At 72.8% G+C, this 19,861-nt stretch carries 22 protein-coding genes; 8 read left to right on the top strand and 14 right to left on the bottom strand.

What is annotated here, in order from left to right:
* From DZG00_RS03430 to DZG00_RS03390, 9 genes are all read right to left on the bottom strand, one after another.
* Positions 1-487, bottom strand: a 487-nt coding sequence (locus DZG00_RS03430) for a DNA alkylation repair protein (protein ID WP_119455382.1), incomplete at its 3' end; no start/stop codon positions are given.
* Positions 484-1,497: an NAD-dependent epimerase/dehydratase family protein gene (locus DZG00_RS03425; RefSeq protein WP_119383064.1), complete on the bottom strand. Its 1,014-nt coding sequence runs from the start codon at positions 1,495-1,497 to the stop codon at positions 484-486. The genes DZG00_RS03430 and DZG00_RS03425, both read right to left, overlap by 4 nt.
* A gap of 114 nt (positions 1,498-1,611) precedes the next feature.
* Positions 1,612-2,127, bottom strand: a complete 516-nt coding sequence (locus DZG00_RS03420; RefSeq protein ID WP_119383065.1) for a DUF2017 family protein — start codon at positions 2,125-2,127, stop codon at positions 1,612-1,614.
* On the bottom strand, positions 2,124-2,498 hold the full coding sequence (clpS, locus tag DZG00_RS03415; protein WP_119455381.1) for an ATP-dependent Clp protease adapter ClpS: 375 nt from the start codon (positions 2,496-2,498) through the stop codon (positions 2,124-2,126). The genes DZG00_RS03420 and clpS overlap by 4 nt, the downstream gene beginning before the upstream one ends.
* An 88-nt stretch (positions 2,499-2,586) precedes the next feature.
* Positions 2,587-3,285 (bottom strand): response regulator transcription factor, encoded by a 699-nt coding sequence (locus DZG00_RS03410; RefSeq protein ID WP_119382617.1) that lies wholly within the window; start codon positions 3,283-3,285, stop codon positions 2,587-2,589.
* A complete protein-coding gene (locus tag DZG00_RS03405; protein WP_119382616.1) occupies positions 3,282-4,526 on the bottom strand; it encodes a sensor histidine kinase in 1,245 nt (414 codons plus the stop codon). The genes DZG00_RS03410 and DZG00_RS03405 overlap by 4 nt, the downstream gene beginning before the upstream one ends.
* Positions 4,527-4,621: 95 nt before the next feature.
* Positions 4,622-5,461 carry an ABC-2 transporter permease family protein gene (locus tag DZG00_RS03400; protein ID WP_119382615.1) on the bottom strand — a complete coding sequence of 280 codons (840 nt, stop codon included), beginning with the start codon at positions 5,459-5,461 and terminating at the stop codon, positions 4,622-4,624.
* Positions 5,458-6,393 (bottom strand): ABC transporter ATP-binding protein, encoded by a 936-nt coding sequence (locus DZG00_RS03395; protein WP_119382614.1) that lies wholly within the window; start codon positions 6,391-6,393, stop codon positions 5,458-5,460. Before DZG00_RS03395 ends, DZG00_RS03400 begins: the two co-directional genes overlap by 4 nt.
* 129 nt (positions 6,394-6,522) lie before the next feature.
* Positions 6,523-7,728 (bottom strand): aminotransferase class I/II-fold pyridoxal phosphate-dependent enzyme, encoded by a 1,206-nt coding sequence (locus DZG00_RS03390; RefSeq protein ID WP_119455380.1) that lies wholly within the window; start codon positions 7,726-7,728, stop codon positions 6,523-6,525.
* Between the two features lie 315 nt (positions 7,729-8,043).
* Between DZG00_RS03390 and DZG00_RS03385 the strand changes: the two genes are divergently transcribed.
* The 7 genes from DZG00_RS03385 to DZG00_RS03355 all read left to right on the top strand — a co-directional run bounded on the left by DZG00_RS03385 (position 8,044) and on the right by DZG00_RS03355 (position 15,417).
* Entirely contained in the window at positions 8,044-8,451 is a 408-nt protein-coding gene (locus tag DZG00_RS03385; RefSeq protein ID WP_233550071.1) for a hypothetical protein, read from the top strand.
* 419 nt (positions 8,452-8,870) lie between these two features.
* On the top strand, positions 8,871-9,350 hold the full coding sequence (locus DZG00_RS17280) for a hypothetical protein (protein WP_233550070.1): 480 nt from the start codon (positions 8,871-8,873) through the stop codon (positions 9,348-9,350).
* 231 nt (positions 9,351-9,581) lie between these two features.
* Positions 9,582-11,120, top strand: a complete 1,539-nt coding sequence (locus DZG00_RS03375) for a S1C family serine protease (RefSeq protein WP_119455379.1) — start codon at positions 9,582-9,584, stop codon at positions 11,118-11,120.
* Positions 11,121-11,269: 149 nt separating this feature from the next.
* A complete protein-coding gene (locus tag DZG00_RS03370) occupies positions 11,270-12,343 on the top strand; it encodes a glycosyltransferase family 2 protein (RefSeq protein ID WP_119381772.1) in 1,074 nt (357 codons plus the stop codon).
* The gene (locus DZG00_RS03365; protein ID WP_119381771.1) at positions 12,340-13,161 is read left to right on the top strand and encodes a CDP-alcohol phosphatidyltransferase family protein; all 822 of its coding nucleotides are present in this window, start codon (positions 12,340-12,342) and stop codon (positions 13,159-13,161) included. The genes DZG00_RS03370 and DZG00_RS03365 overlap by 4 nt, the downstream gene beginning before the upstream one ends.
* Positions 13,158-14,033 carry a glycosyltransferase family 2 protein gene (locus DZG00_RS03360; RefSeq protein WP_119381770.1) on the top strand — a complete coding sequence of 292 codons (876 nt, stop codon included), beginning with the start codon at positions 13,158-13,160 and terminating at the stop codon, positions 14,031-14,033. The genes DZG00_RS03365 and DZG00_RS03360 overlap by 4 nt, the downstream gene beginning before the upstream one ends.
* Before the next feature lie 97 nt (positions 14,034-14,130).
* Positions 14,131-15,417, top strand: coding sequence for a CDP-glycerol glycerophosphotransferase family protein (locus DZG00_RS03355; RefSeq protein ID WP_119381769.1), 1,287 nt, complete (start codon positions 14,131-14,133; stop codon positions 15,415-15,417).
* Between the two features lie 42 nt (positions 15,418-15,459).
* Here the strand turns inward: DZG00_RS03355 and DZG00_RS03350 are convergent, their stop codons facing one another.
* Complete coding sequence (locus tag DZG00_RS03350; protein WP_119381768.1) at positions 15,460-16,209, bottom strand: hypothetical protein; 750 nt, start codon at positions 16,207-16,209, stop codon at positions 15,460-15,462.
* 153 nt (positions 16,210-16,362) lie between these two features.
* Here DZG00_RS03350 and DZG00_RS03345 point away from each other — a divergent pair, with 153 nt between their 5' ends.
* A complete protein-coding gene (locus DZG00_RS03345) occupies positions 16,363-16,686 on the top strand; it encodes a helix-turn-helix domain-containing protein (protein ID WP_119381767.1) in 324 nt (107 codons plus the stop codon).
* Here DZG00_RS03345 and DZG00_RS03340 read toward each other — a convergent pair.
* From DZG00_RS03340 to DZG00_RS03325, 4 genes are all read right to left on the bottom strand, one after another.
* Positions 16,676-16,987: a hypothetical protein gene (locus tag DZG00_RS03340; protein WP_119381766.1), complete on the bottom strand. Its 312-nt coding sequence runs from the start codon at positions 16,985-16,987 to the stop codon at positions 16,676-16,678. The two genes, DZG00_RS03345 and DZG00_RS03340, sit on opposite strands and share 11 nt — an antisense overlap.
* 97 nt (positions 16,988-17,084) lie before the next feature.
* Positions 17,085-17,852: an ABC transporter ATP-binding protein gene (locus DZG00_RS03335; protein WP_119381765.1), complete on the bottom strand. Its 768-nt coding sequence runs from the start codon at positions 17,850-17,852 to the stop codon at positions 17,085-17,087.
* Positions 17,852-18,670 carry an ABC transporter permease gene (locus DZG00_RS03330; RefSeq protein ID WP_119381774.1) on the bottom strand — a complete coding sequence of 273 codons (819 nt, stop codon included), beginning with the start codon at positions 18,668-18,670 and terminating at the stop codon, positions 17,852-17,854. The genes DZG00_RS03335 and DZG00_RS03330 overlap by 1 nt, the downstream gene beginning before the upstream one ends.
* Before the next feature lie 18 nt (positions 18,671-18,688).
* On the bottom strand, positions 18,689-19,381 hold the full coding sequence (locus DZG00_RS03325) for a phosphocholine cytidylyltransferase family protein (protein WP_119381764.1): 693 nt from the start codon (positions 19,379-19,381) through the stop codon (positions 18,689-18,691).
* Positions 19,382-19,861: the final 480 nt, after the last annotated feature.

Genomic DNA, 19,861 nt, shown 5'->3' with positions numbered 1-19,861 from the left:
GGAGCGGACGCGCGGGTGCGAGGAGCGCCGCGCGACGGAGCCACACGTCCTGCTCGCCCGCCCACCGGTCGAGCGCCGCATCCGCCCGGGTGCGCGCGACGCCGGTCAGCCGCTCGACGAGCGGGCCGATGACGTCGAGGGCGAGCGGATCCACGAGCGCGCGCAGCCGCGCGTCCCGCACGAAGCCCTCGATGCGCGTGAGGTCGCCGTTGTCGAGCCGGCCGACGTGCTCCTGCAGCAGCACCACGGCCGCGAGGCGCCGCTCGTAGACGCGCGAGCGCCAGAGCTCGGACGCCAGCGCGACCGCCTCATCCCGCGTCATGTGGGGACGCCTGCGGCCGAGGTCGCGCACCGTCCCGCGGACGGCGCCCACGGACGCCCCCACGAACTCGAGGTCGGAGCGCAGCCGCTCGCGCTCCGCCTCGGCGCGGTACCACGCGCCCTCCCGCTCGAGGGCCGCCGCGATGAAGTCGGCGTCCTCCGTCATCCGGCCAGCGGCGCCGAGCCATCGCGCCCGGTGCGGTGCACGAAGGCGCGGCCGAACTCGGTCAGCACCTCCTCCGCCGTGTGCGTCGGCGCCCAGCCCAGCACCTCGCGGGCGCGGGCGGTCGACATCACCGGCACGTTCGCGGCGATGTCGATCCAACCGGGATCCGTCCGCTGCACACGCAGCCGCCAGCTGGCCGAGACCAGCGCACGCAGCGCCGGGAGCGGCACGGTCACGACGCGCGCGTCGAGCAGGCGGCCGACGAGCGCGGCATCGACGACCGGATCCGCCGCGATGTTGAACGCGCCGGGCGCCCGGCGCTCGACCGCGCGCCAGAACGCGTCCGCGACGTCCTCGTTGTGCACCACCTGCGACACCAGCTCGCGGGGGAGCGGCAGCACCGGGGTGCGCGTCGCGAGGCCGAGCCAGCGGGTGGGGATCCACCGCCCGAGGAAGAGCCCGGCGATCTCCGCGGCGGCCTCGTCGTGCATCACGAGCCCGGGCCGCATGCGCGTCACCACGACCTCGGGATGCGCGGCCTCGAAGGCGTCCATGGCGCGCTCGTTCTCGGCCTTGTGCCGCGAGTAGTGGGAGGTGTGGATCCCACCGGTGGGCCAGGTCTCGTCCCGCGGCCGGTCCTTGGGCGCGGCGCTGTACGCGCCCACCGACGAGGCGACGACGACCTGCGGCACGCCCGCCTCGGCGACGGCCTCGAGCACGTGGGCCGTGCCGATGACGTTGGTGCGGTGCATCACGCGCTCGCGGTGGTTGGGCTGCAGGGCCCAGCCCAGGTGGATCACCGCGTCGGCGCCGCGCATGGTCGCCGCGAGGCCGGAGACCGCGCCCGCCGCGCCGATGTCGGCGAGCCGCCAGGTGACGCCGGAGTATGGCTCGAGGGAGGCGTCGGGCATGCGCCGGGCGACGCCCACGATCTCGGCCCCCGTGGCGTGGAGGCGCCGCAGCACCCCGGTGCCGAGGTTCCCGGTGGCTCCGATGACGACGACGCGCATGCTGCTCCTCTCCTGCGGACGGGACCCGGCGGGCCGGCTGATCCGCGGGTCCCCTCCATCATGCTCGCCGGAGCCCGGCGCGGAGCCGGTGCGCGACGCGTGCCTGGCCGACGCTCAGCGGTCGACGGCCTCGATGAGCGATCCCTGCGCGAACGTCAGCCAGTCGTAGAGGCTCGCGCTCTCGCGGGGCGCGCGGTCGCGCCAGCCGTCGGCCTCGTCGATGCGCAGCGGCACCGAGATCGCGAGCCGGAGGTCGTTCAGCGTGCGGAGCCAGGCCTGCGCGCCGGTCGGATCCAGCACCACGAGGAGACCCCGCCGGCCGGCCCCGCGCGCGTCGGCCTCCGCCAGCGTCGCCTCCACCGTGGTCGCGTTCGCGGCCTTCGCCTCGGTGAGGTCGGACGCGGTGAAGCGCCGGAACTCCGCGGACGCCTCGGCGTCGTCCGGGTAGGCGTCGGGGAGCAGCCGCTCGGCGACGGGGGAGGGCGCGGCGCCGTCCGTGGCGCCGCCGGTCGCGGTGCCCTCGTCGAGGATCCCGCGGAGCTCGTCGAGCAGGCCGCGCAGCATGGCCACCTCGTGCGGCTCCAGGTGCGCGGCGACCGTCCCGTCGGGGCGCGCGCGGAAGGCCCTCACGCGTCCACCCGCTCGAGCGTCGCCCAGAGGCCGTAGCCGTGCATCGCGAGCACGTGCCGCTCGATCTCCTCGCGGATCCCGGTGGCCACGACCGCGCGGCCGTCCTCGTGCACGCGGAGCATCAGCTCGTCGGCGCGCTCGCGCGTGAAGCCGAAGTAGCTGCGGAACACGTACGAGACGTACGTCATGAGGTTGACGGGGTCGTTCCAGACCACGCAGCTCCACACGGGCGGCGTCGACGCGCGCTCGAGCAGGCTCGTGTCGGACCCCGTGCTCGTGCCGGACCCGGGGTCGGCCGCGGGCGGGTCGGCGGCGCGTCGCCCGGCGGGTGGCAGGAGGCGGACGCGCGCGTCCGCGGCGGTGGTGGTCATCGCGCTCCCCGTGGGTCGTCCCGGTGTGCGACCGGGACACCCATCCTCTCCCGTCGGGCGGGTGGCCGGCGACCTCGTTCGCGTCGCGTCACGCACCTGGCCGCACGAGCCCGCAGTCGTACGCGAGGATCACGGCCTGCACGCGGTCCCGCACCTCCAGCTTCGCGAGCACCCGGCCCACGTGCGTCTTCACCGTCGACTCGGACAGGTACAGCCGTCCCGCGATCTCCTGGTTGGTGAGGCCCTCGGCCAGCGCCGTGAGCACCTCCAGCTCGCGGGCCGTCAGGGGACGCAGGCGCGGATCCGCGGCGCCCTCCCCGGTGCCGGCCGCGCCGCCCGTCGCGGGCATCGTCGGCCCGAGCAGCTCGATCATGCGCCGCGTGACCCGGGGCGAGATGGCGGCGTCTCCGTCGGCGACCGCGCGGATCGCCTCCATCAGGTGCTCGGGCCGCGTGTCCTTCACGAGGAAGCCGCTCGCCCCGGCCCGCAGCCCGGCGAACGCGTACTCGTCGAGGTCGAACGTCGTCAGGACGATCACGCGCGTCGCCGGGTGCCGGGCGACGATCTCGGCGGTGGCCTCTATGCCGTCCATTCCGGGCATGCGCACGTCCATCAGCACGATGTCGGGCGCGAGCTCACCGGTGCGGGCCACGGCGGCGCGACCGTCGGCGGCCTCGCCCACCACCTCGATCCCGGGCTCCGCGTCGAGCACCATGCGGAAGCCCATGCGCACGAGCGCCTGGTCGTCGACGATGAGCACGCGGACGGGGGAGCTGCTGTCGGTCATCGGTCCTCCTGGACGCGGGGGCGGGGGTCGGCAGGGTCGGGGGTCGGGCGCTCGTCGCCGCGACGGACGTCGTGCAGCCCGCTGGGCATGGTGGCGAGCACGCGCCAGCCGCCGCCCTCGCGTCGTCCGGCGGCCGCGGTGCCGCCGTAGACGGCCATGCGCTCCGCGACGCCGAGCAGGCCGCGGCCGCTGCCGGGGACGGGCGGGACGACAGGCCCCGTGAGGTCGTCGTCCGTGACCTCGACGATGATCTCCTCGGGCCGGTGGTCGACCCGCACCTCCACGCGGTCGGCGTTCGGCGCGTACCGGAGCACGTTGGTCAGCGACTCCTGCACGACGCGGAAGACGGCGAGCTGGCGACCCGGGTCGTCGGGCGGAGCGCCCGTGCTGGTGAAGCGCACCGGGAGGCCCGTCGACCGGAACGAGTCGACGAGTGCGGGGAGGTCGGCGTGCCCGGGCTGCGGTGCGCGGAGCGACGGCGGGGCGGCGTCGGCCTCGCCGTGCTCCTCCGCGAGGACGCCCAGCATGCGGCGCATCTCGGAGAGGGAGGTGCGACCCGACTCGGCGACCTCGCGCATCGCCTCGCGCGCCAGCTCCGGTCGGGCGACGGCGCTCGCGGCCGCGCCGTCGGCGAGCGTCACCATGACGGTGATCCCGTGGGCGACGATGTCGTGGATCTCGCGCGCGATGCGCGTCCGCTCCGCCGCCGTGGCCAGCCGCGCCTGCTGGTCGCGCTCGCGGGCGAGCTGCACGGCCAGGTCCTGCAGCGCCTCCACGTAGCGCTTGCGTCCGCCCACGTTCGTGCCGATCAGCGTCGCGATGAGCATCGGGATGAGGCTGAGGATCAGCGTCGACGTGGCGGTGAGGTCGAGCGGACCGGTGCCCACAGTCAGGGGCACGACGGCCCCGGTGATGAGCGCCGCGCCGCCGAGCCCGGTCCACGCGCGCCGCGAGGACCCGTGCACGGCCACCGCGTACAGCGCGAGGGGGATCGCACCGCCGTCGAAGGTGCCGGTGATGAGGCCGCTCGCCGCGGCGCACGCCCCGCTCACGGCCAGCACGGTCACGGGCCTGATGCGCCGGAGCATGAGCGCGGCGCCCGTGAGCAGGGCCAGCAGCACGAGCACGATGCCCGCGGCGGGCAGCCCCGACCTGGTCCCGCTGACGGCGCTGGCGGCGATGGCCGCCCAGGTGTAGAGGAACGCGATGATGCCGTCGACGACCCGGGGGTGCCGCGCCATCCAGCCCCGGAACGCGCCGGGGGGAGTGGGCAGGCGGACGCCGTCGGGCGCGGCGGTGTCCGCCGCGCCCGACGGCGCCCTCCGGTCCCCGTCGATCAGGCGTCCCGCTTCCGGGCGAGCACCAGGGCGGGCACGAGGATCACGGCGACCCACGCGAGCATGACGAGCAGCGCCTGCCAGAACTCCAGCTCGCCGGGGGCCCCGGTGCCGGTGCTGTACAGCCGGTTGCCCGCGCTGAGGGGGAAGTAGGGCTCGAGGTCCGCGACCCAGTCGAGCACGCCGCCGAGCAGCGATCCGACGATGGGGACGACGAGCACGAGGCCGACGAGCGCGCCGATGCCCGCCGCGCCGTTGCGCAGGAGCAGTCCGAAGCCGAAGCCCATCAGGCCGATGAGCACGACGAAGAGCACGCCGCCGAGCGCGGCGAGCAGGAACTCGCCCGACAGCACGTCGATCTCCGCGCCGGCGGCCGCGAAGTAGCCGCGGGCGATCAGGAGCGCGGTGGCGACCGCGATCGCGGTGACGAGGAACGTGACGACCGTGTAGACGATGGCCTTGGCGGCGATGACGCCGAGCCGGCGGGGCGCGGCGCTGAACGACGAGCGGATCATGCCGGTCGAGTACTCGCCGCTGATGACGAGGACCCCGAGGACCCCCGCGACGAGCATCGAGAGGGTCACCCCGGCGAGCCCGACGTTCAGGAGCAGGTCCGTGGCCGGGACGCCCGGCAGGGAGAGCTGGTCCCGGAACTGGTCCACGACGAAGGGAGTGAAGAGCGCGGAGAAGCCGGCGAGGAGGAGGAAGACGAGTGCGAAGCACCAGACGGTGGAGCGCAGCGTCCGCAGCTTGATCCACTCGGAGCGCATGAGGCGGGGGAGCGTGGGCCGGCCCGTGGTCACCGGCGCGGGCGCGTAGGTCGTGCTGGTGGCGGTCATCGTGCGATCTCCTGCTCGGTCGTGCCGACTGCGGCGCTGTGGTACTCGACGTCGCCCTGGGTGAGCGACAGGTACGCGTCCTCGAGGGACGCGGTGACGGGCGTGAGCTCGTGGAGCACGACGCCGGCGGACATCGCCGCGTCGCCGACCTGGGCGGCCGTGAGCCCGGTGATCTCGATCACGTCGCGCTCGACGCTCGTGACGATGACGTCGGGTCGGGCGATCGCCTGGCCGAGCTGGTCGGCGTGCGGGGAGCGGACGCGGACGACCGCGCTCGTGGCGCCGGCGACGACCGCCGCGACGGGCGCGTCGGCGAGCACGCGGCCGCGTCCGAGCACGATGAGGTGGTCGGCCGTCTGCGCCATCTCGCTCATGAGGTGCGAGGAGAGGAGCACGGTGCGGCCCTGGCCGGCGAGGTAGCGGGTGATGTTGCGCACCCACATCACGCCCTCGGGGTCGAGGCCGTTGACGGGCTCGTCGAGGATCAGCGTGCGCGGGTCGCCGAGGAGCGCGACCGCGATGCCGAGCCGCTGCCCCATGCCGAGGGAGAAGCCGCCGACGCGCTTCTTGGCGACGGGCTGCAGGCCCGTCATCTCGATGACCTCGTTGACGCGCGAGCGCGGGATCCCGTGCGTGGCCGCCATCGCGAGCAGGTGGTTGTAGGCGGAGCGGCCCGTGTGCACGGCCTTCGCGTCGAGCAGCGCGCCGACCTCGTGGAGCGGGGCCCGGAGGTCGCGGTAGCGGTGTCCGTTGACGGTCACCGAGCCGGAGGTGGGGCTGTCCAGCCCGACGATCATGCGCATCGTGGTGGACTTGCCCGCGCCGTTCGGACCGAGGAATCCGGTCACCATGCCCGGCTGGACGGTGAAGCTCACGCCGTCGACGGCGGTCTTCGCGCCGTAGCGCTTGGTCAGGTTCTCAGCGACGATCATGCGCGCTGCCTCCTCAGGGTGGTTGTGCGGACCCAGCGCCCGCGGAAGCAACGTTAGGGGCGGGGTCCCGACGGGTGCGTCCTCCCTCCGGGCCCCGCCTGACGCGCCCGGTGGTACCACGGTGCCGGGTCAGGCGGTCCCGACCGCCAGCGCGCCGAGCCGCCGAGCCGCCTCCTCGAGCACGTCGATCCGCTTGCAGAACGCGAACCGCACGAGGGACGCGTGCTCCGCGGCGAGGGGCGCGTGGCAGAAGGCGGACAGCGGCACGCCGACGACGCCGGCCAGCTCCGGGAGGCGCAGGCACAGCTCCCGGGCGTCGGGGAAGCCGAGCGGGGCCGCGTCCGCGACGATGAAGTAGCCGGCCGCGGGCAGGTGGATCCGGAACCCGGCGTTGACGAGCCCCGCCGCGAGGATGTCGCGCTTCCGCCGCAGGTCGTCGGCGATCCCGTCGTAGACCGCGTCGGGGAGCGCGAGGCCGGTCGCGATGGCGGGCTGGAACGGCGCCCCGTTCACGAACGTCAGGAACTGCTTCACCGCGAGGATCGCCGACACGAGCGGGGCCGGTGCCGTCAGCCAGCCGATCTTCCATCCCGTCGTGCGGAACGTCTTGCCGCCGGAGGAGATGGTCACCGTGCGCTCGCGCGCTCCGGGCAGGGTCGCCACGGGGATGTGGGTCGCGTCGAAGACGAGGTGCTCGTAGACCTCGTCGGTGACGATGACGGCGTCGTGCGCGGCGGCGAGCTCCACGACGAGCTCGCGCACCTCGCGGCTGAGCACCGTCCCGGTGGGGTTGTGCGGGTCGTTGAGGAGGATCACGCGGGTGCGGTCCGTGACGGCGGCGCGGAGGTCGTCCAGCCGGGGCTGGAAGTCGGGGGCCCGCAGCGGCACCGCGCGGTGGATCCCGCCGGCCAGGGAGATGAGCGCCCCGTACGCGTCGTAGAACGGCTCGAGCGTGACGACCTCGTCGCCCTCCTCGACGAGCGCGAGCAGCGTCGCCGCGATCGCCTCGGTCGCGCCCGCGGTGACGAGCACCTCCGTGCCCGGATCCACGGCGAGGTCGTAGAAGCGCGCCTGGTGGGCGGCGATCGCCTCCCGCAGCTCGGGCGTGCCCCGACCCGGCGGGTACTGGTTCATGCCGGCCGAGATCGCCGCCCGCGCCGCCTCGAGCACCTCGTGCGGTCCGTCCTCGTCCGGGAATCCCTGACCGAGGTTGATGGCGCCCGTCGACGCGGCCAGCGCGCTCATCTCGGCGAATACGGTGGTGCCGGGGGTCCCGTCCGGCGAGAGCAGCATCGCGCCGCGGGCCGCGCGCACCCATGCGCCGGGAATCGTCATGCGCCCATCATCGCGCGCCTCGGGTCCCTCCACACGGGGCTGCGCCGCCGGGCGCCCGGGAGATGTGGAGCGATGACCTCCCTTCGCTGCCGCCCGGGCTACCTTTCCTGCACCCGCGATGCCGGCGCCGAAGCGCGCCCTTCCACGCGGGATCCGTACGGCCCGGGGGAGACGACCTTGCACGAGCGACCGCGCGTCATGCTGCGACGACGAGGGGGAGCAGGGGTGGTCGGCTCGCTGGTCGTCCTCACCGTGAGCTGGCTTCTCGCCGGATGCGCCGCTGTCCTGGGCCCTGCCCCGATCCCTACCCCCACGATGACGCAGGAGCAGCAGGACGACCAGGCGTTCGAGGACCTACTGTCAGGGTTCCTCGCCCTCCCCTTTCAGGGTGAGTCCGAGAGCGACCTTCGTCCCTTCCTCACCGGAGACGCTCTCAAGGATGAGACGCGCGAGATCGACCAGTATCAAGCGGCACAGCAGACGGTGGTGGGCAAGGACACCTTCTATGGCTTCCGCGTGACGTCCCGCGGGCAAGGCTTCCTGGTCGCTCAAGCATGCCTCGATGTCAGCGGCACCAGGATCGTGGACGCATCGGGTCAGGATGTGACGCCGTCGCGGAGCTCGCTGGTGTCCTTGCAGCTCAAGGCGGTCGATGACGGCGATGACGGGTCATGGCGCATCAGCGATCTCGTCCCGAACGACGAGGTCCGGGCGTGCGGCTGAGGACTGCGATCGTGCTGATGCTCGCCTTCGGCCTCATTATGGTCGGGGCACCTGTCGCCCATGGGGACACGGGCGGGTGCGGACGCCGAGGCCTCGGCGACGCTCCGTGCGTCGGCGGCGAGATCAGTCCAGACGGTGTCACGGTTCGCGGGACGTCAGGAGACGCGCCAGACGCGCGGGGAACGACCACGAAGGCGTCGTCTGGTGGAGGCGAGTCAGCGGAACCATCCACGACGGCTGCCACGAGACCGGTCCTGCCGCATCCGGTGCCGCGGCAGGATCGGCTGGCGGCGGATGTGGATGCGCCGTGCGTACCGGGGAAGGGGACGTGCCTGGATGGGCGGCACGCGTTCTTGCCGCCGGCGAAGGCGCCCGCGAAGCCGTCGGATCCGGCGCCGGCCGCGCCTGCCGCTCCGGGGGTGGGCTTGCAGGATGTGGCGCAGTTCGTGCCGCGGGATGCGTCGATCCGGTCGCAGCCGAACGGGTGGGCGGTCGTGGGTGCTCCGGTGAACCTGTTCACGGACGCGACCGTCCAGGTGGTGGACGGGGTGTTGCTGGGGCGTCCGGCGCAGGTGCGGTTCGTGCCGGTGTCGTTCTCGTGGGATCACGGCAACGGGACGTCGACCACGGTCGAGGGTCCGGGGGCGTCGTGGCGGGAGCTGGGGCAGCAGGACTTCACGTCCACGGACACGAGCCACGTGTATCCGAGCTTGGGCGACCGGCAGGTGACGTTGACGATCGGCTACTCGCCCAGCTACCGGTTCGACGGGGGTGCGTGGCAGCAGATCCCGGGCACCCTCCCGGTGCAGATCGGGCCGGTGACGATCCATGTCCTGCAGGGGTCCACGGTCCTGGTCGGGGGAGCGTGCGGCGCGGTGGACGCCGGACCCGGATGCTGACGCGCGCCACGACGAGGCTCCGATACCGGTCGGATCGGCGTCATAGGGAGTGACGCGCCATCGGGCCATGTCACCGCCGCGTACGCTCGACCCAGCATGCGCGCCGAAGGCGATCACGATCGAGATCAGCCGACACCGCAGTCGGCTCCTGGGCGGCGCGCTATCAGGGCAGCCATAGATAACGCTCAGACTCGCCCTGGATGCTGGCACCACCTGAGAGGAGCACCACCGATGACGGACAGAAGCCACGGCGAAGACGAGCACGAGGGCGGCCGCGAGGTCGACGGCCGATCCGACGGCTCCTCGACCGGCGCTCCGTCGTCCACCCCCTCCCCAGGTTCCGACGGAGGATCCGCCTGGCCCGCACCCGCCGGTCCCGCGGCCGCCTCCCACCCCGCGCCCACGAGCGCGGATCAGCGCGACACCCTCGCCTACGGGACGCCGTCGGCGACGGACCATGCGGCGACCGCTCCCGGTGCCCCCGCCGCCGCATCCGATGTCCCGCAGTCGGAGGCCGGAACCACCACCGCTCCTGCCAAGAAGAAGCCGAACAAGGCGCTGCCCCTCGTCGCGATGCTGGCCGTCGGCGCCCTCATCGGCGGTGCAGCGGGCGGGCTCACCACGTGGGCCATCGCGCACGACGACGCCTCGACGGAGTCGGTCAGCCAGTCGCCCGCCAACATCACGGTCAACGACCCGGATAACGCGACGCCCATCACCGCCGTCGCCGCGAAGGTGTCGGGCTCGGTCGTCACCATCGACGTGGCGGGCGCGCAGGCGGGCGGCACGGGCTCGGGCGTCATCCTCTCGAGCGACGGCTACGTCCTCACCAACACGCACGTGGTGACGCTCGACGGCCAGACCGGCGATGCCACCATCCAGGTGAAGACCGCGGACGGCGCGCTCTACACGGCGAAGCTCGTCGGCACGGATCCCGTCGTGGACCTCGCCGTCATCAAGCTGGACGATGCCAGCGGCCTCACGCCCATCGAGTTCGCCGACTCGTCCAAGCTCAACGTCGGCGACACGGCGATCGCCATCGGCGCGCCCCTCGGCCTCTCCGGCACCGTCACCGACGGCATCGTGAGCGCCCTCGACCGCAGCATCCAGGTCGCCTCCTCTGCGGCGCCGGAGACGCCGGGCGACGGCAGCCAGAGCGACGAGACGCCGTTCAACTTCTGGCCGTTCGGCAACGAGGGCCAGGGCGGATTCGGCGGGCAGGGCGGCCAGGGCGGTTCCGGCGCGCAGGGCCAGGCCGCCGCGACGATCAACCTGGCGGTCATCCAGACGGACGCGGCCATCAACCCCGGCAACTCGGGTGGTGCGCTCCTCGACGGCGACGGCAAGCTCATCGGCGTGAACGTCGCCATCGCGAACGCGGGCGGCACCAGCTCCACCGCGGGCAGCATCGGCGTCGGCTTCGCCATCCCGTCCAACCTGGCCAAGCGCGTGGGCGAGGAGATCATCCAGAACGGCAGCGCTTCCCACGGGCTCCTCGGCGCGAGCGTCCGCGACGTGGCCACCGGCGACTCCTCGACCCCGGTCGGGGGCGCGTTCATCGCCGAGGTGCAGAGCGGTGGCGCGGCGGCCGCCGCCGGCTTGCGGCAGGGCGACATCGTGACCGCGTTCGGGAGCATCCCGATCAGCAAGGCGAGCGACCTCACGGCGCAGGTGCGCGCGCTCGCGGGCGGCAGCGAGGTCGAGCTGACCGTGATCCGCGGCGGGCAGAAGCAGCAGGTCGACGTGAAGCTCGGGACGCTGCAGCAGTAGCGGAGCATGTCATGGAGGGCGGATCGGCGGATGCCGGTCCGCCCTCGTCGTCTGCCACCGGCAGGCGACGGACGGGGAGGCTGGTAAACTCCTGCGAGGCTCGGCCCTCGACTGGCCCCGGCCGCACCTCCCTCAAGAGATCGGCTCAGATGGCGCACCACCCGCGACGAGACCCCGTCGCCGGCAGCCCCGGCGATCTCCCCGCCGTCTCGTACGTCATGCCGATCCTCAACGAGGCGGCCCACGTCCGTTCCGCGGTCGACAGCATGATGCAGCAGGACTACGCCGGCGACTTCGAGGTCGTCCTCGCCCTTGGCCCGAGCACCGACGGCACGACCGAGGTCGTCCGCGAGATGGCGCGGGCGGATCCGCGCATCACGAGCGTCGACAACCCCACGGGCTCCACCCCCGGCGGCCTCAACGCCGCCATCCGCGCCACACGCCACCCCATCGTCATCCGCGTCGACGCGCATTCGCTTCTGCCGCACGACTACACGCGGATCGCCGTGGAGACCCTGCAGGCCACGGGGGCGGACAACGTCGGCGGCCTGATGTCGGCAGAGGGACGCACGCCGTTCGAGAAGGCCGTCGCCCGTGCCTACGGTGCCCGGGTCGGGCTCGGCGGCACCGCGCACCACGTGGGCGGCAAGGAGGGGCCGGCGGAGACCGCGTACCTCGGCGCGTTCCGGCGCGAGCGGCTCGTGGAGGTCGGCCTCTTCGACGAGGGCGTGCGCCGCGGCCAGGACTGGGAGCTCAACCGGCGGCTCCGGCAGAGCGGCGGCCTCGTGTGGTTCACGCCGCGGATGAAGGTGACCTACCGTCCGCGCTCCACCTTCCGCTCGCTCATCCGCCAGTTCTTCGCCACCGGCCTCTGGCGCGGGGAGCTCGCGCGTCGCTACACGCGACAGAACTCCGTCCGGTACTTCGTGCCGCCGGTCGCCGTCGCCGGGGTCGCCGCGGGTCTCGCGCTCGGCACCGCCGGTCTCGTCGGCGCCGCGCTCGGGATGCCGGGGCTGCGCCGCCTGGTCGGCGCGTTCGTCGTGCCGGGCGTCTACGCCGGGTTCGTGCTGGTGAGCACCGTGGCGGTCGCCTCCCGCGACGGGGCCGCGACGGTGCTGCGCTTCGCGGCGGTCCTGCCGTCCATCCACTTCAGCTGGGGCACCGGCTTCGTCCTCGGCTTCCTCGAGCTCACCGACGACCTCGACGGGCACACGGGCCGATGACCACCGCTCCCGGCACCGGCGACCGCGGCCTGCCCTCCTCCATCGCGGAGCTGCGGCAGGTCACGCAGCCTCCCGAGGTCCGCCTGCGGGCGAACGCCGAGCACTGGACGGCGCACCTCTACCTCCGCGACCTCTCGCCGTACCTCACCTGGCTGCTGCTGCGGACGAGGATCAGCGCGAACGGCGTCACCGTCGTCATGATCCTCACCGGGTGGGCCGCCGCCGCCGCGCTCCTCATCCCCGGCATCGGCGGTGCGGCGCTCGCGCTCGTGCTCGGGCAGCTGCAGATGCTGGTGGACTGCTGCGACGGCGAGGTGGCGCGCTGGCGGCGCACGTCGTCGCCGGTCGGGCACTTCCTCGACGCCGTGGGGCACTACTCCACCGAGACGCTCATCGCGCTCGCCCTCGGGATCCGCGCGGCCGCCTACCCGTTCGAGGCGCCGGGCGACCTGCCGTGGACGACCCTCGCCTTCGCGCTGGCGCTCGTGATCGTGCTCAACAAGGCCCTCAACGACATGGTCCGCGTGGCCCGCGCGTCGGCCGACCTGCCGAAGGCCCCCGTCAGCGCGGGCACGGTCGCGTCGCAGCACTCCCTCGTCGCGGTGGCCAGGCGGGCCGTGCGCTTCCTGCCCTTCCACCGCATGTTCCACTCGGTGGAGCTCACGATCGTCGTCTTCGCCGTCGCCATCGTGGGGCTGGTGGCCGGTCAGCCGGTCACCGACCGCGTCCTGCTCGTCGCGCTCGTGCCCCTGGCGGTCCTCGCCCTCGTCGGGCACTTCGTCATGATCGTCACGTCCCGTCGACTGACCTCCGCGTGACGGCGAGCCTCCCGCGCGTCGGCGTGGTCATCCTGAGCCAGGGCCGGCGGCCGGAGGGTCTCGCCGCGGCGATCGCGTCGGTGCTCCGGCAGGAGCGCGTGACGACGGACGTCGTCGTGGTCGGCAACGGCTGGGATCCCGTCGGCCTGCCCGACGGGATCCACGGACTGCACCTGCCGGAGAACCTGGGCATCCCCGCGGGACGCAACGCCGGTGTGCCGCTCGTGGTCGGTGAGACGCTGTTCTTCCTCGACGACGACGAGACCGTCCCGAGTGCGGCCTTCCTCGCGGACTGCCTGGCGCTGATGCGCGGTACGGCCGACGTGGCGCTCGTCCAGCCGCGCATCGTCGACCCGACCGGCGCCGCCACGCCGCGACGCTGGATCCCGCGCATCCGCAAGGGCGACCCCGCGCGCTCGAGCGCGGTCATGTCCGTGCTGGAGGGCGCCGTCGTGGTCCGCCGGGACGCGTTCGAAGCAGCGGGCGGATGGGCGGGAGAGTTCTTCTACGCCCACGAGGGGATCGAGCTGGCCTGGCGGATCTGGGACCAGGGGATGCGCGCCTGGTACGCGGGCGACCTCGTCGCGCACCACCCCGCCGTCGCCCCCACCCGCCACGCGGAGTACCACCGCCTCACCGCGCGCAACCGCGTCTGGCTCGCCCGGCGCAACCTGCCGCTGCCGCTCGTCCCCGTCTACGTCGGGTCGTGGACCGCCGTGCAGCTGATCCGCAGCGCCAGGAACCGCGACGGCCTCGGCACCTGGCTGCGCGGCTGGCGCGAGGGCTGGACGACCGCGCCCGGGCCGCGCCGTCCGATGTCGTGGAGCACCGTCGTCCGCATGGCGCGCGCGGGCAGGCCGCCCGTCATCTGATCGTGATCCCGCGCCGCCCGGTCACGATCGCACACCGTTCCGCGCCCCCGGCCGGGGCTGGTCCGGAGGTGCCCGGAGGGCTGGCTACGGTGGATGCATGGGTCTCCTGAACGACGCTCGCCTCGGCGTGCGCGCTGTCCGCTCGCTGGTCCATCAGCGCCGAGCGCGGGGGATCCTGCAGCGCAAGCTCGCGCTCCGCGCCCCGTCGCCGCAGGGCGAGTACCGCGTCGCCGTGTACTTCGCCGACTCGGCCGTGAACATGTACCAGATCCGGCAGTGGTACCGGCCGCTCGTCGAGCTGGCGCGCACGCATCCCGTGGTCATCCTGAGCCGCCACCCGAGCGGGGCCAACGCGCTCCTCGACGAGAGCCCGCTGCCCGTGGAGTACGTGCGCCGCGTGGCGGACCTCGAGCGGGTCATCGCGGAGCAGGACATCCGCGTCGTGCTCTACGTCAACCAGAACACCCGCAACTTCCAGATGATGCGGTACGGGCGCCGCTGGCACGTCTTCGTCAACCACGGCGAGTCCGACAAGATGTACATGACCACCAACCAGTTCAAGGCCTACGACTACAGCCTCATCGCCGGCGACGCCGCCCGCGCCCGGCTCGGCAAGGTCCTCTGGGACTACGACCTCGACCGCCGCGCGATCCCGATCGGGCGCCCGCAGGCCGACCACTACTCCGGCGCGCTGCCGTACACGCCCGACGACCGCACCGTCGTGCTGTACGCCCCCACCTGGGAGGGCGACCGCGCCGCCGCCGCGTACGGGTCCATCGCCTCGCACGGGGTGCCGCTGGTCCGCGACCTGATCGCGACCGGCCGGCATCGCGTGGTCTACCGCCCGCACCCGCGCTCCGGCGTCGTCGATCCCGAGTACGCGCGCGCGAACCGCGAGATCGCGGCGATGCTCGAGCGGGCGAACGCGCAGGATCCGTCCGCGCAGCACGTCGTCGACCGCTCGCGGGAGCTCGCCTGGCAGCTCTCCGCCGCCGACCTCGCCATCGTCGACATCTCCGCGATGGTCTACGACCGTCTTGCTGCCGGACGGCCGCTCATGGTGACGCGGCCCGTGCGCCCCGAGGCGCAGATCGACACGGACGGCTACCTCTCCGACTGCGAGTGGCTGACCGCGGAGGACGCGCAGGACATCGTGACGCGCCTGGACGCGCTGCAGCACGACGCGGCAGCGGACCGACGCCTCGCGGCGTGGGTCCACCACTACTTCGGCGACACCTCGCCGGGAGCGGCGACCGCGCGCTTCCATGGCGCTATCGACCACCTCATGGCGGAGTGGGACCGCCACGCGGCGCTCCACGCCCGGGACGCAGCTGCGGCCCTGACGTCCGACGAACCGGTCGACGACGAGGACGAGGAGTCCTGAGGCAGGACGTCTCGCCTGCTGCCCGCAGCGCCGGCGGGACGATCAGCCCTTGGCGGCCTTCTTCTCCGCGACGCGGATGACCCGGGGCTTCTTCTCGGGCACCGCGAGCTCCTCGGGGAAGCCGGCGGGAGCGGGCCCGAAGGCCTGGCGGGAGCTGGCCACGATCTTGGTGCCGAGCATCCGGTTCCCGGCGCCGCCGATGACGGCGCCGATGCCGAACGGCACGGCACGGCCGATGGCGCTCGCGCTCTGGTTCACCACGAAGCGCTTGATGAACGCGCGCTTGATCCGGTCGGCGATGGGCCCGATGGCGAACGACGGCAGACCCGACGTGATGGCGCGGCCCCAGTTGGCGTTCCGATCGACGGGTTGGCCGGAGAACTGGCCCGTGAACTGCTGGATGACCTGCGCGCCTGGCGCCCCGAGCATCATCGTCATGACGAGGGCGCGTGCCCGGGCGGGATCCTCGACGGAGATGCCGTGCACCTCGGTGATGGACTGCGCGAACAGCGCGCTCGCCTCGAGGAAGCCGGCCGTCTCCACGCCCGTGAGCGCGAGGGACACGCCCGTGCCGACCCCGGGGATGACCGCGCTGGCGCCGACGGCAGCCCCGCCCGCGGTGACGGCGGCGAGGAAGCGCTTCTCGAGGATCGTGATGATGCGGTCCGGCGAGGCCTCCGGGTGGCGCGCGCGGATCGAGCGGATGTGGGCGAGCACGACCGGGCGCTGCACGGACAGGAGACGATCGATGCCGGTGGCCACGGTCGGGTCGAGCTCGGAGGCGTCCTTCATGCTCCGAGCCTACGCGTGGCGGCTGTGCCGTTCGTCCCCACGTCGTCCATCGGATGGCCGAGCGTCCCGCTTCATGTCCGGTGAGGGGCGGGCACATGCGCATGGGTCTTCGGCGCTCTGGTCATTCCTCCATGTGGCGGATAAGCATGTGCCATGGTCACCACCGTCTCCGACGCCGCCGCCGAGTTCGGCTCCCGAGTGCGCGAGCAGCGCCAGCGCATCGGCATCAGCCAGGAGACGCTCGCGGAGCTCTCCGGCATCCACTGGACCGCGCTCGGCAAGATCGAGCGCGGGCAGCGGAACCCCAGCCTCCGCAACATCATCAAGATCGCGAGCGGTCTCGACGTGGACGCGGGCCTGCTCGTGACGGGCCTCACGGCCGACATGCTGCCGAAGGACGACGGGGACTCCCCGGCCGACCTGATCCGCCTGGAGCGCGAGCGCGACCGCCGCGGAACCACACCCGTCAGAAGCTGACCCGCCACAGGTACTCGCCTCCGTCCGGGCGGAACCACCGCACCAGGAGGATGGTGTCGAGCGCGAGGTCGTCCCCGCGGATGGTGGTGGACAGGCGCTCTCCGGGCCGGACGGTGACGGGCGCCCGCGACAGCATGGTGCCCGAGCCGAGCAGGTGCAGCGAGATGGCGTGCAGCACCTCGTCGCCGACGTTGACCAGGGCGAAGCGCGGCCGCTCCAGGGTGCGGTCGAAGTGCCATGGCACGCGGTACGCGGGCTCGGGATCAGGGCGGTCGGGCAGGGGCGGGACGGGTCGGAGCATGCGTGCACGGTAGGTGCGGCGTGCGACGTGCGGGGTCGCGGGCCTGTGGAAGGGCGGTGCTGGGGAGGAGGGGAGCTCTTGCCGCTGGGTCGCCGGGCTACCTCGGCGGGTTGTGGTCGGCGTTGTAGGCGTCCAGCACCTCGTCGATGGGACCGTCGAGCACGAGGGACCCCTTGTCGAGGTACAGGCCGCGCGAGCAGAAGCGGCGGAGGTCGCGCTCGTTGTGGGAGACGAAGAAGAGCGTGCGCCCCTCCGCGAGCATCTGCTCGATCCGGTGGTAGCACTTCTCCCGGAACGCGCGGTCGCCGACGGCGAGCACCTCGTCCACGAGGAGGACCGGCTCGTCGAGCCGCGAGATCACCGCGAACGCGATGCGCACCTTCATCCCGCTCGAGAGGTGCTTGTACGGGGTGTCGACGAAGTCGGGGATCTCGGCGAAGTCGATGATCTCGTCGAAGCGCGCGTCGATCTCGGACTTCGACATGCCGTGGAGGCCCGCGGTGAGGTAGATGTTGTCGCGCACCGTCAGGTCGTTGACGAAGCCGCCCGTGATCTCGATGAGCGGCGCGACCCCCGCGTGGACCCCGATCGACCCCTCATCGGCGATGAGCACCTCGGCGACGAGCTTCAGGAGCGTCGACTTGCCCTGTCCGTTGCGGCCGACCACGCCGATCGCCTCGCCCTCGCGCACCTCGAAGGACACGTGGCGCAGGGCCCAGAACTCGCCGGGGCGCGCGCGGCGCGCGGATCCGGCGAAGAGGTCCTTGAAGCTCCTCCGCGCCTTGCGGTTGCGGCGGAAGCGGATGCCGGCGTCCTCGACGGCGAGGACCGTGCGTCCGGTCGGCTCCTGCGGGGATGCGCCCATCAGATCTCCTTCAGCACGGCGGGCAGCGAGCGGCGGAAGACGAGCGCGCCGACGAGGACCAGCACCGCCGAGATGGCCGCGCTCACGCCGACCGCGTACCAGTCGAGCTCCCCGGGGAAGAAGGCCGCGCGATACAGGCCGAAGACGCCGGTCAGGGGGTTGAGCGCCGCCCAGGGGTGGAGATCGGCCGGGAGGTCGCGTGACGAGTACACGATGGGGGAGGCGTAGAAGAGGAACCGCAGCACGAGCTTCACGGCGCGCTCGAGGTCGCGGAAGAAGACCACGAGCGGCGAGATGATCAGGCCGATCCCGAGGAGCAGCGCCGCCTGGATGAGCACGGCCAGCGGGAAGAGCAGCACGTGCACGTCGAGGCGCGCCCCCGCGACGATCGCGAAGACCGCCAGCACGGGGAGGCTCGCGACGAACTCGAACCCCTTCGCGAGCACCAGGCGCAGCACCCAGATGGTGCGGGGGATCCGCGTCGAGCGCACGAGCTTCGCCTGCGAGCTGAAGGCCCTGGTGAAGTCGCTCGTCGCGCCCGTGAACCACATCCACGGCAGGAGCGCCGCCAGGAGGAAGACGATGTACGGCTCCTCGCCGACGTCGCGCTGGAACACGACCGTGAAGACGAACCAGTAGATGCCCGACATGACGAGCGGGTCGAGGATCGACCAGAACCAGCCGAGCGCGCTCGTCGAGTAGCGGACCTTGAGGTCGCGCGTCGTGAGGAGCCAGAGCGAGCGGCGGTAGCGCGCGGCGGGGGTGCGGGACGCGCGACCGGGGCGGGCGGCATCGGGCACGGCGGGGATCCTCTGCATCAGCATCCCCGAGGCGGTCTAGACGAAGAGGTTGGCCCTCTCGAGGTCCTCCGCGAAGTCGACCTCGACCGCGTACAGGTCGGAGATGTCTACCGGTTCGACGAGCAGGGAGTCCTGCTCGATCGCCAACTCTATTCCACGCTCGAAGTAGTCCTGGTCGGCGACGCGGGCGAGCTGGCGGATGAGGACCGGCTTGTCGGCGCGCGACACGTAGTTGATCCCGACCGCCTCGCCGAGGCCGCCCTTGACCGTCTTGGACAGCTCGCGGATGTAGCCCTCGGGGGTCGTCGTGTACTTGACCTCCTCGTCGGACACGCGGGAGGTGTTGACGGTGACGAAGGACTGGTCGCGCGCGATCATCGCCGCGGCACGGCGCAGGATCATCGGGTCGAAGACGACGTCGCCGTTCATCCAGAGGACGCCGCCGGGGCCGGAGGCGCGGAGGGCGCGGAGCAGGCTCTTCGACGTGTTCGTCTGGTCGTACTGCTCGTTGTAGATGTAGTCGGCGTCCGGGAAGGCGTCGATGATGTGGTCGAGCTTGTAGCCCACGACGATGCTGACCTTGGCGTCGTCGCCGAGGCCGAAGCGGATGTTGTCGAACTGCTGGCCCATGATGGTGCGGCCGTCGCTCAGCTCGGTGAGGGGCTTGGGGAGGCTGCGTCCGAGACGGCTGCCCATGCCTGCCGCCAGGATGACTACCTGCGTGGTCATGTGTTCTCCGTTCGATGCGGGGTGTCGAGTGCGACCGGGATCCCTCGGGCGTCGAGGGTTCGCCGGGACTTCACCCGCGGGTTTCCTGTTCGACACTCCGTCATGCCTCCTCCATCGTAGGCCGCAGGCGGGGAAATAGGCGGGATGAGGCGCGGGGTCGTGTCCCTTTCGTGATGTGGACACGCCCCGGCGGGGATGCCGTCGGTTCCGCCGGGGCCGCCGGCGCGGGCTCTGGCGGGGACCTCCGAGGACGGCGCGCCGGGCACGGAGGACCGCCTTGCTAACGTGGGGCTGTGACCGACGCCCCCGACGAGACGACCTCCTACGACGCCACGTCCGACACCGCTGCGGAGCCCCGGGATCACGCAGATCGCTCTCCGTCCGAGCCGGCGGACGGGCCGACGTCGACGTCGGGCGCCGCTGCGACCGACGCCCCGCCGGCCCCCGCCGCGGTGCCCCGTCCGCCGCGTCCCGGCCAGC

Origin of the sequence: Clavibacter lycopersici (assembly GCF_003576405.1) — a bacterium.
Lineage (GTDB): Bacteria > Actinomycetota > Actinomycetes > Actinomycetales > Microbacteriaceae > Clavibacter > Clavibacter lycopersici.
This window is presented reverse-complemented; position numbering and strand designations above follow the sequence as displayed.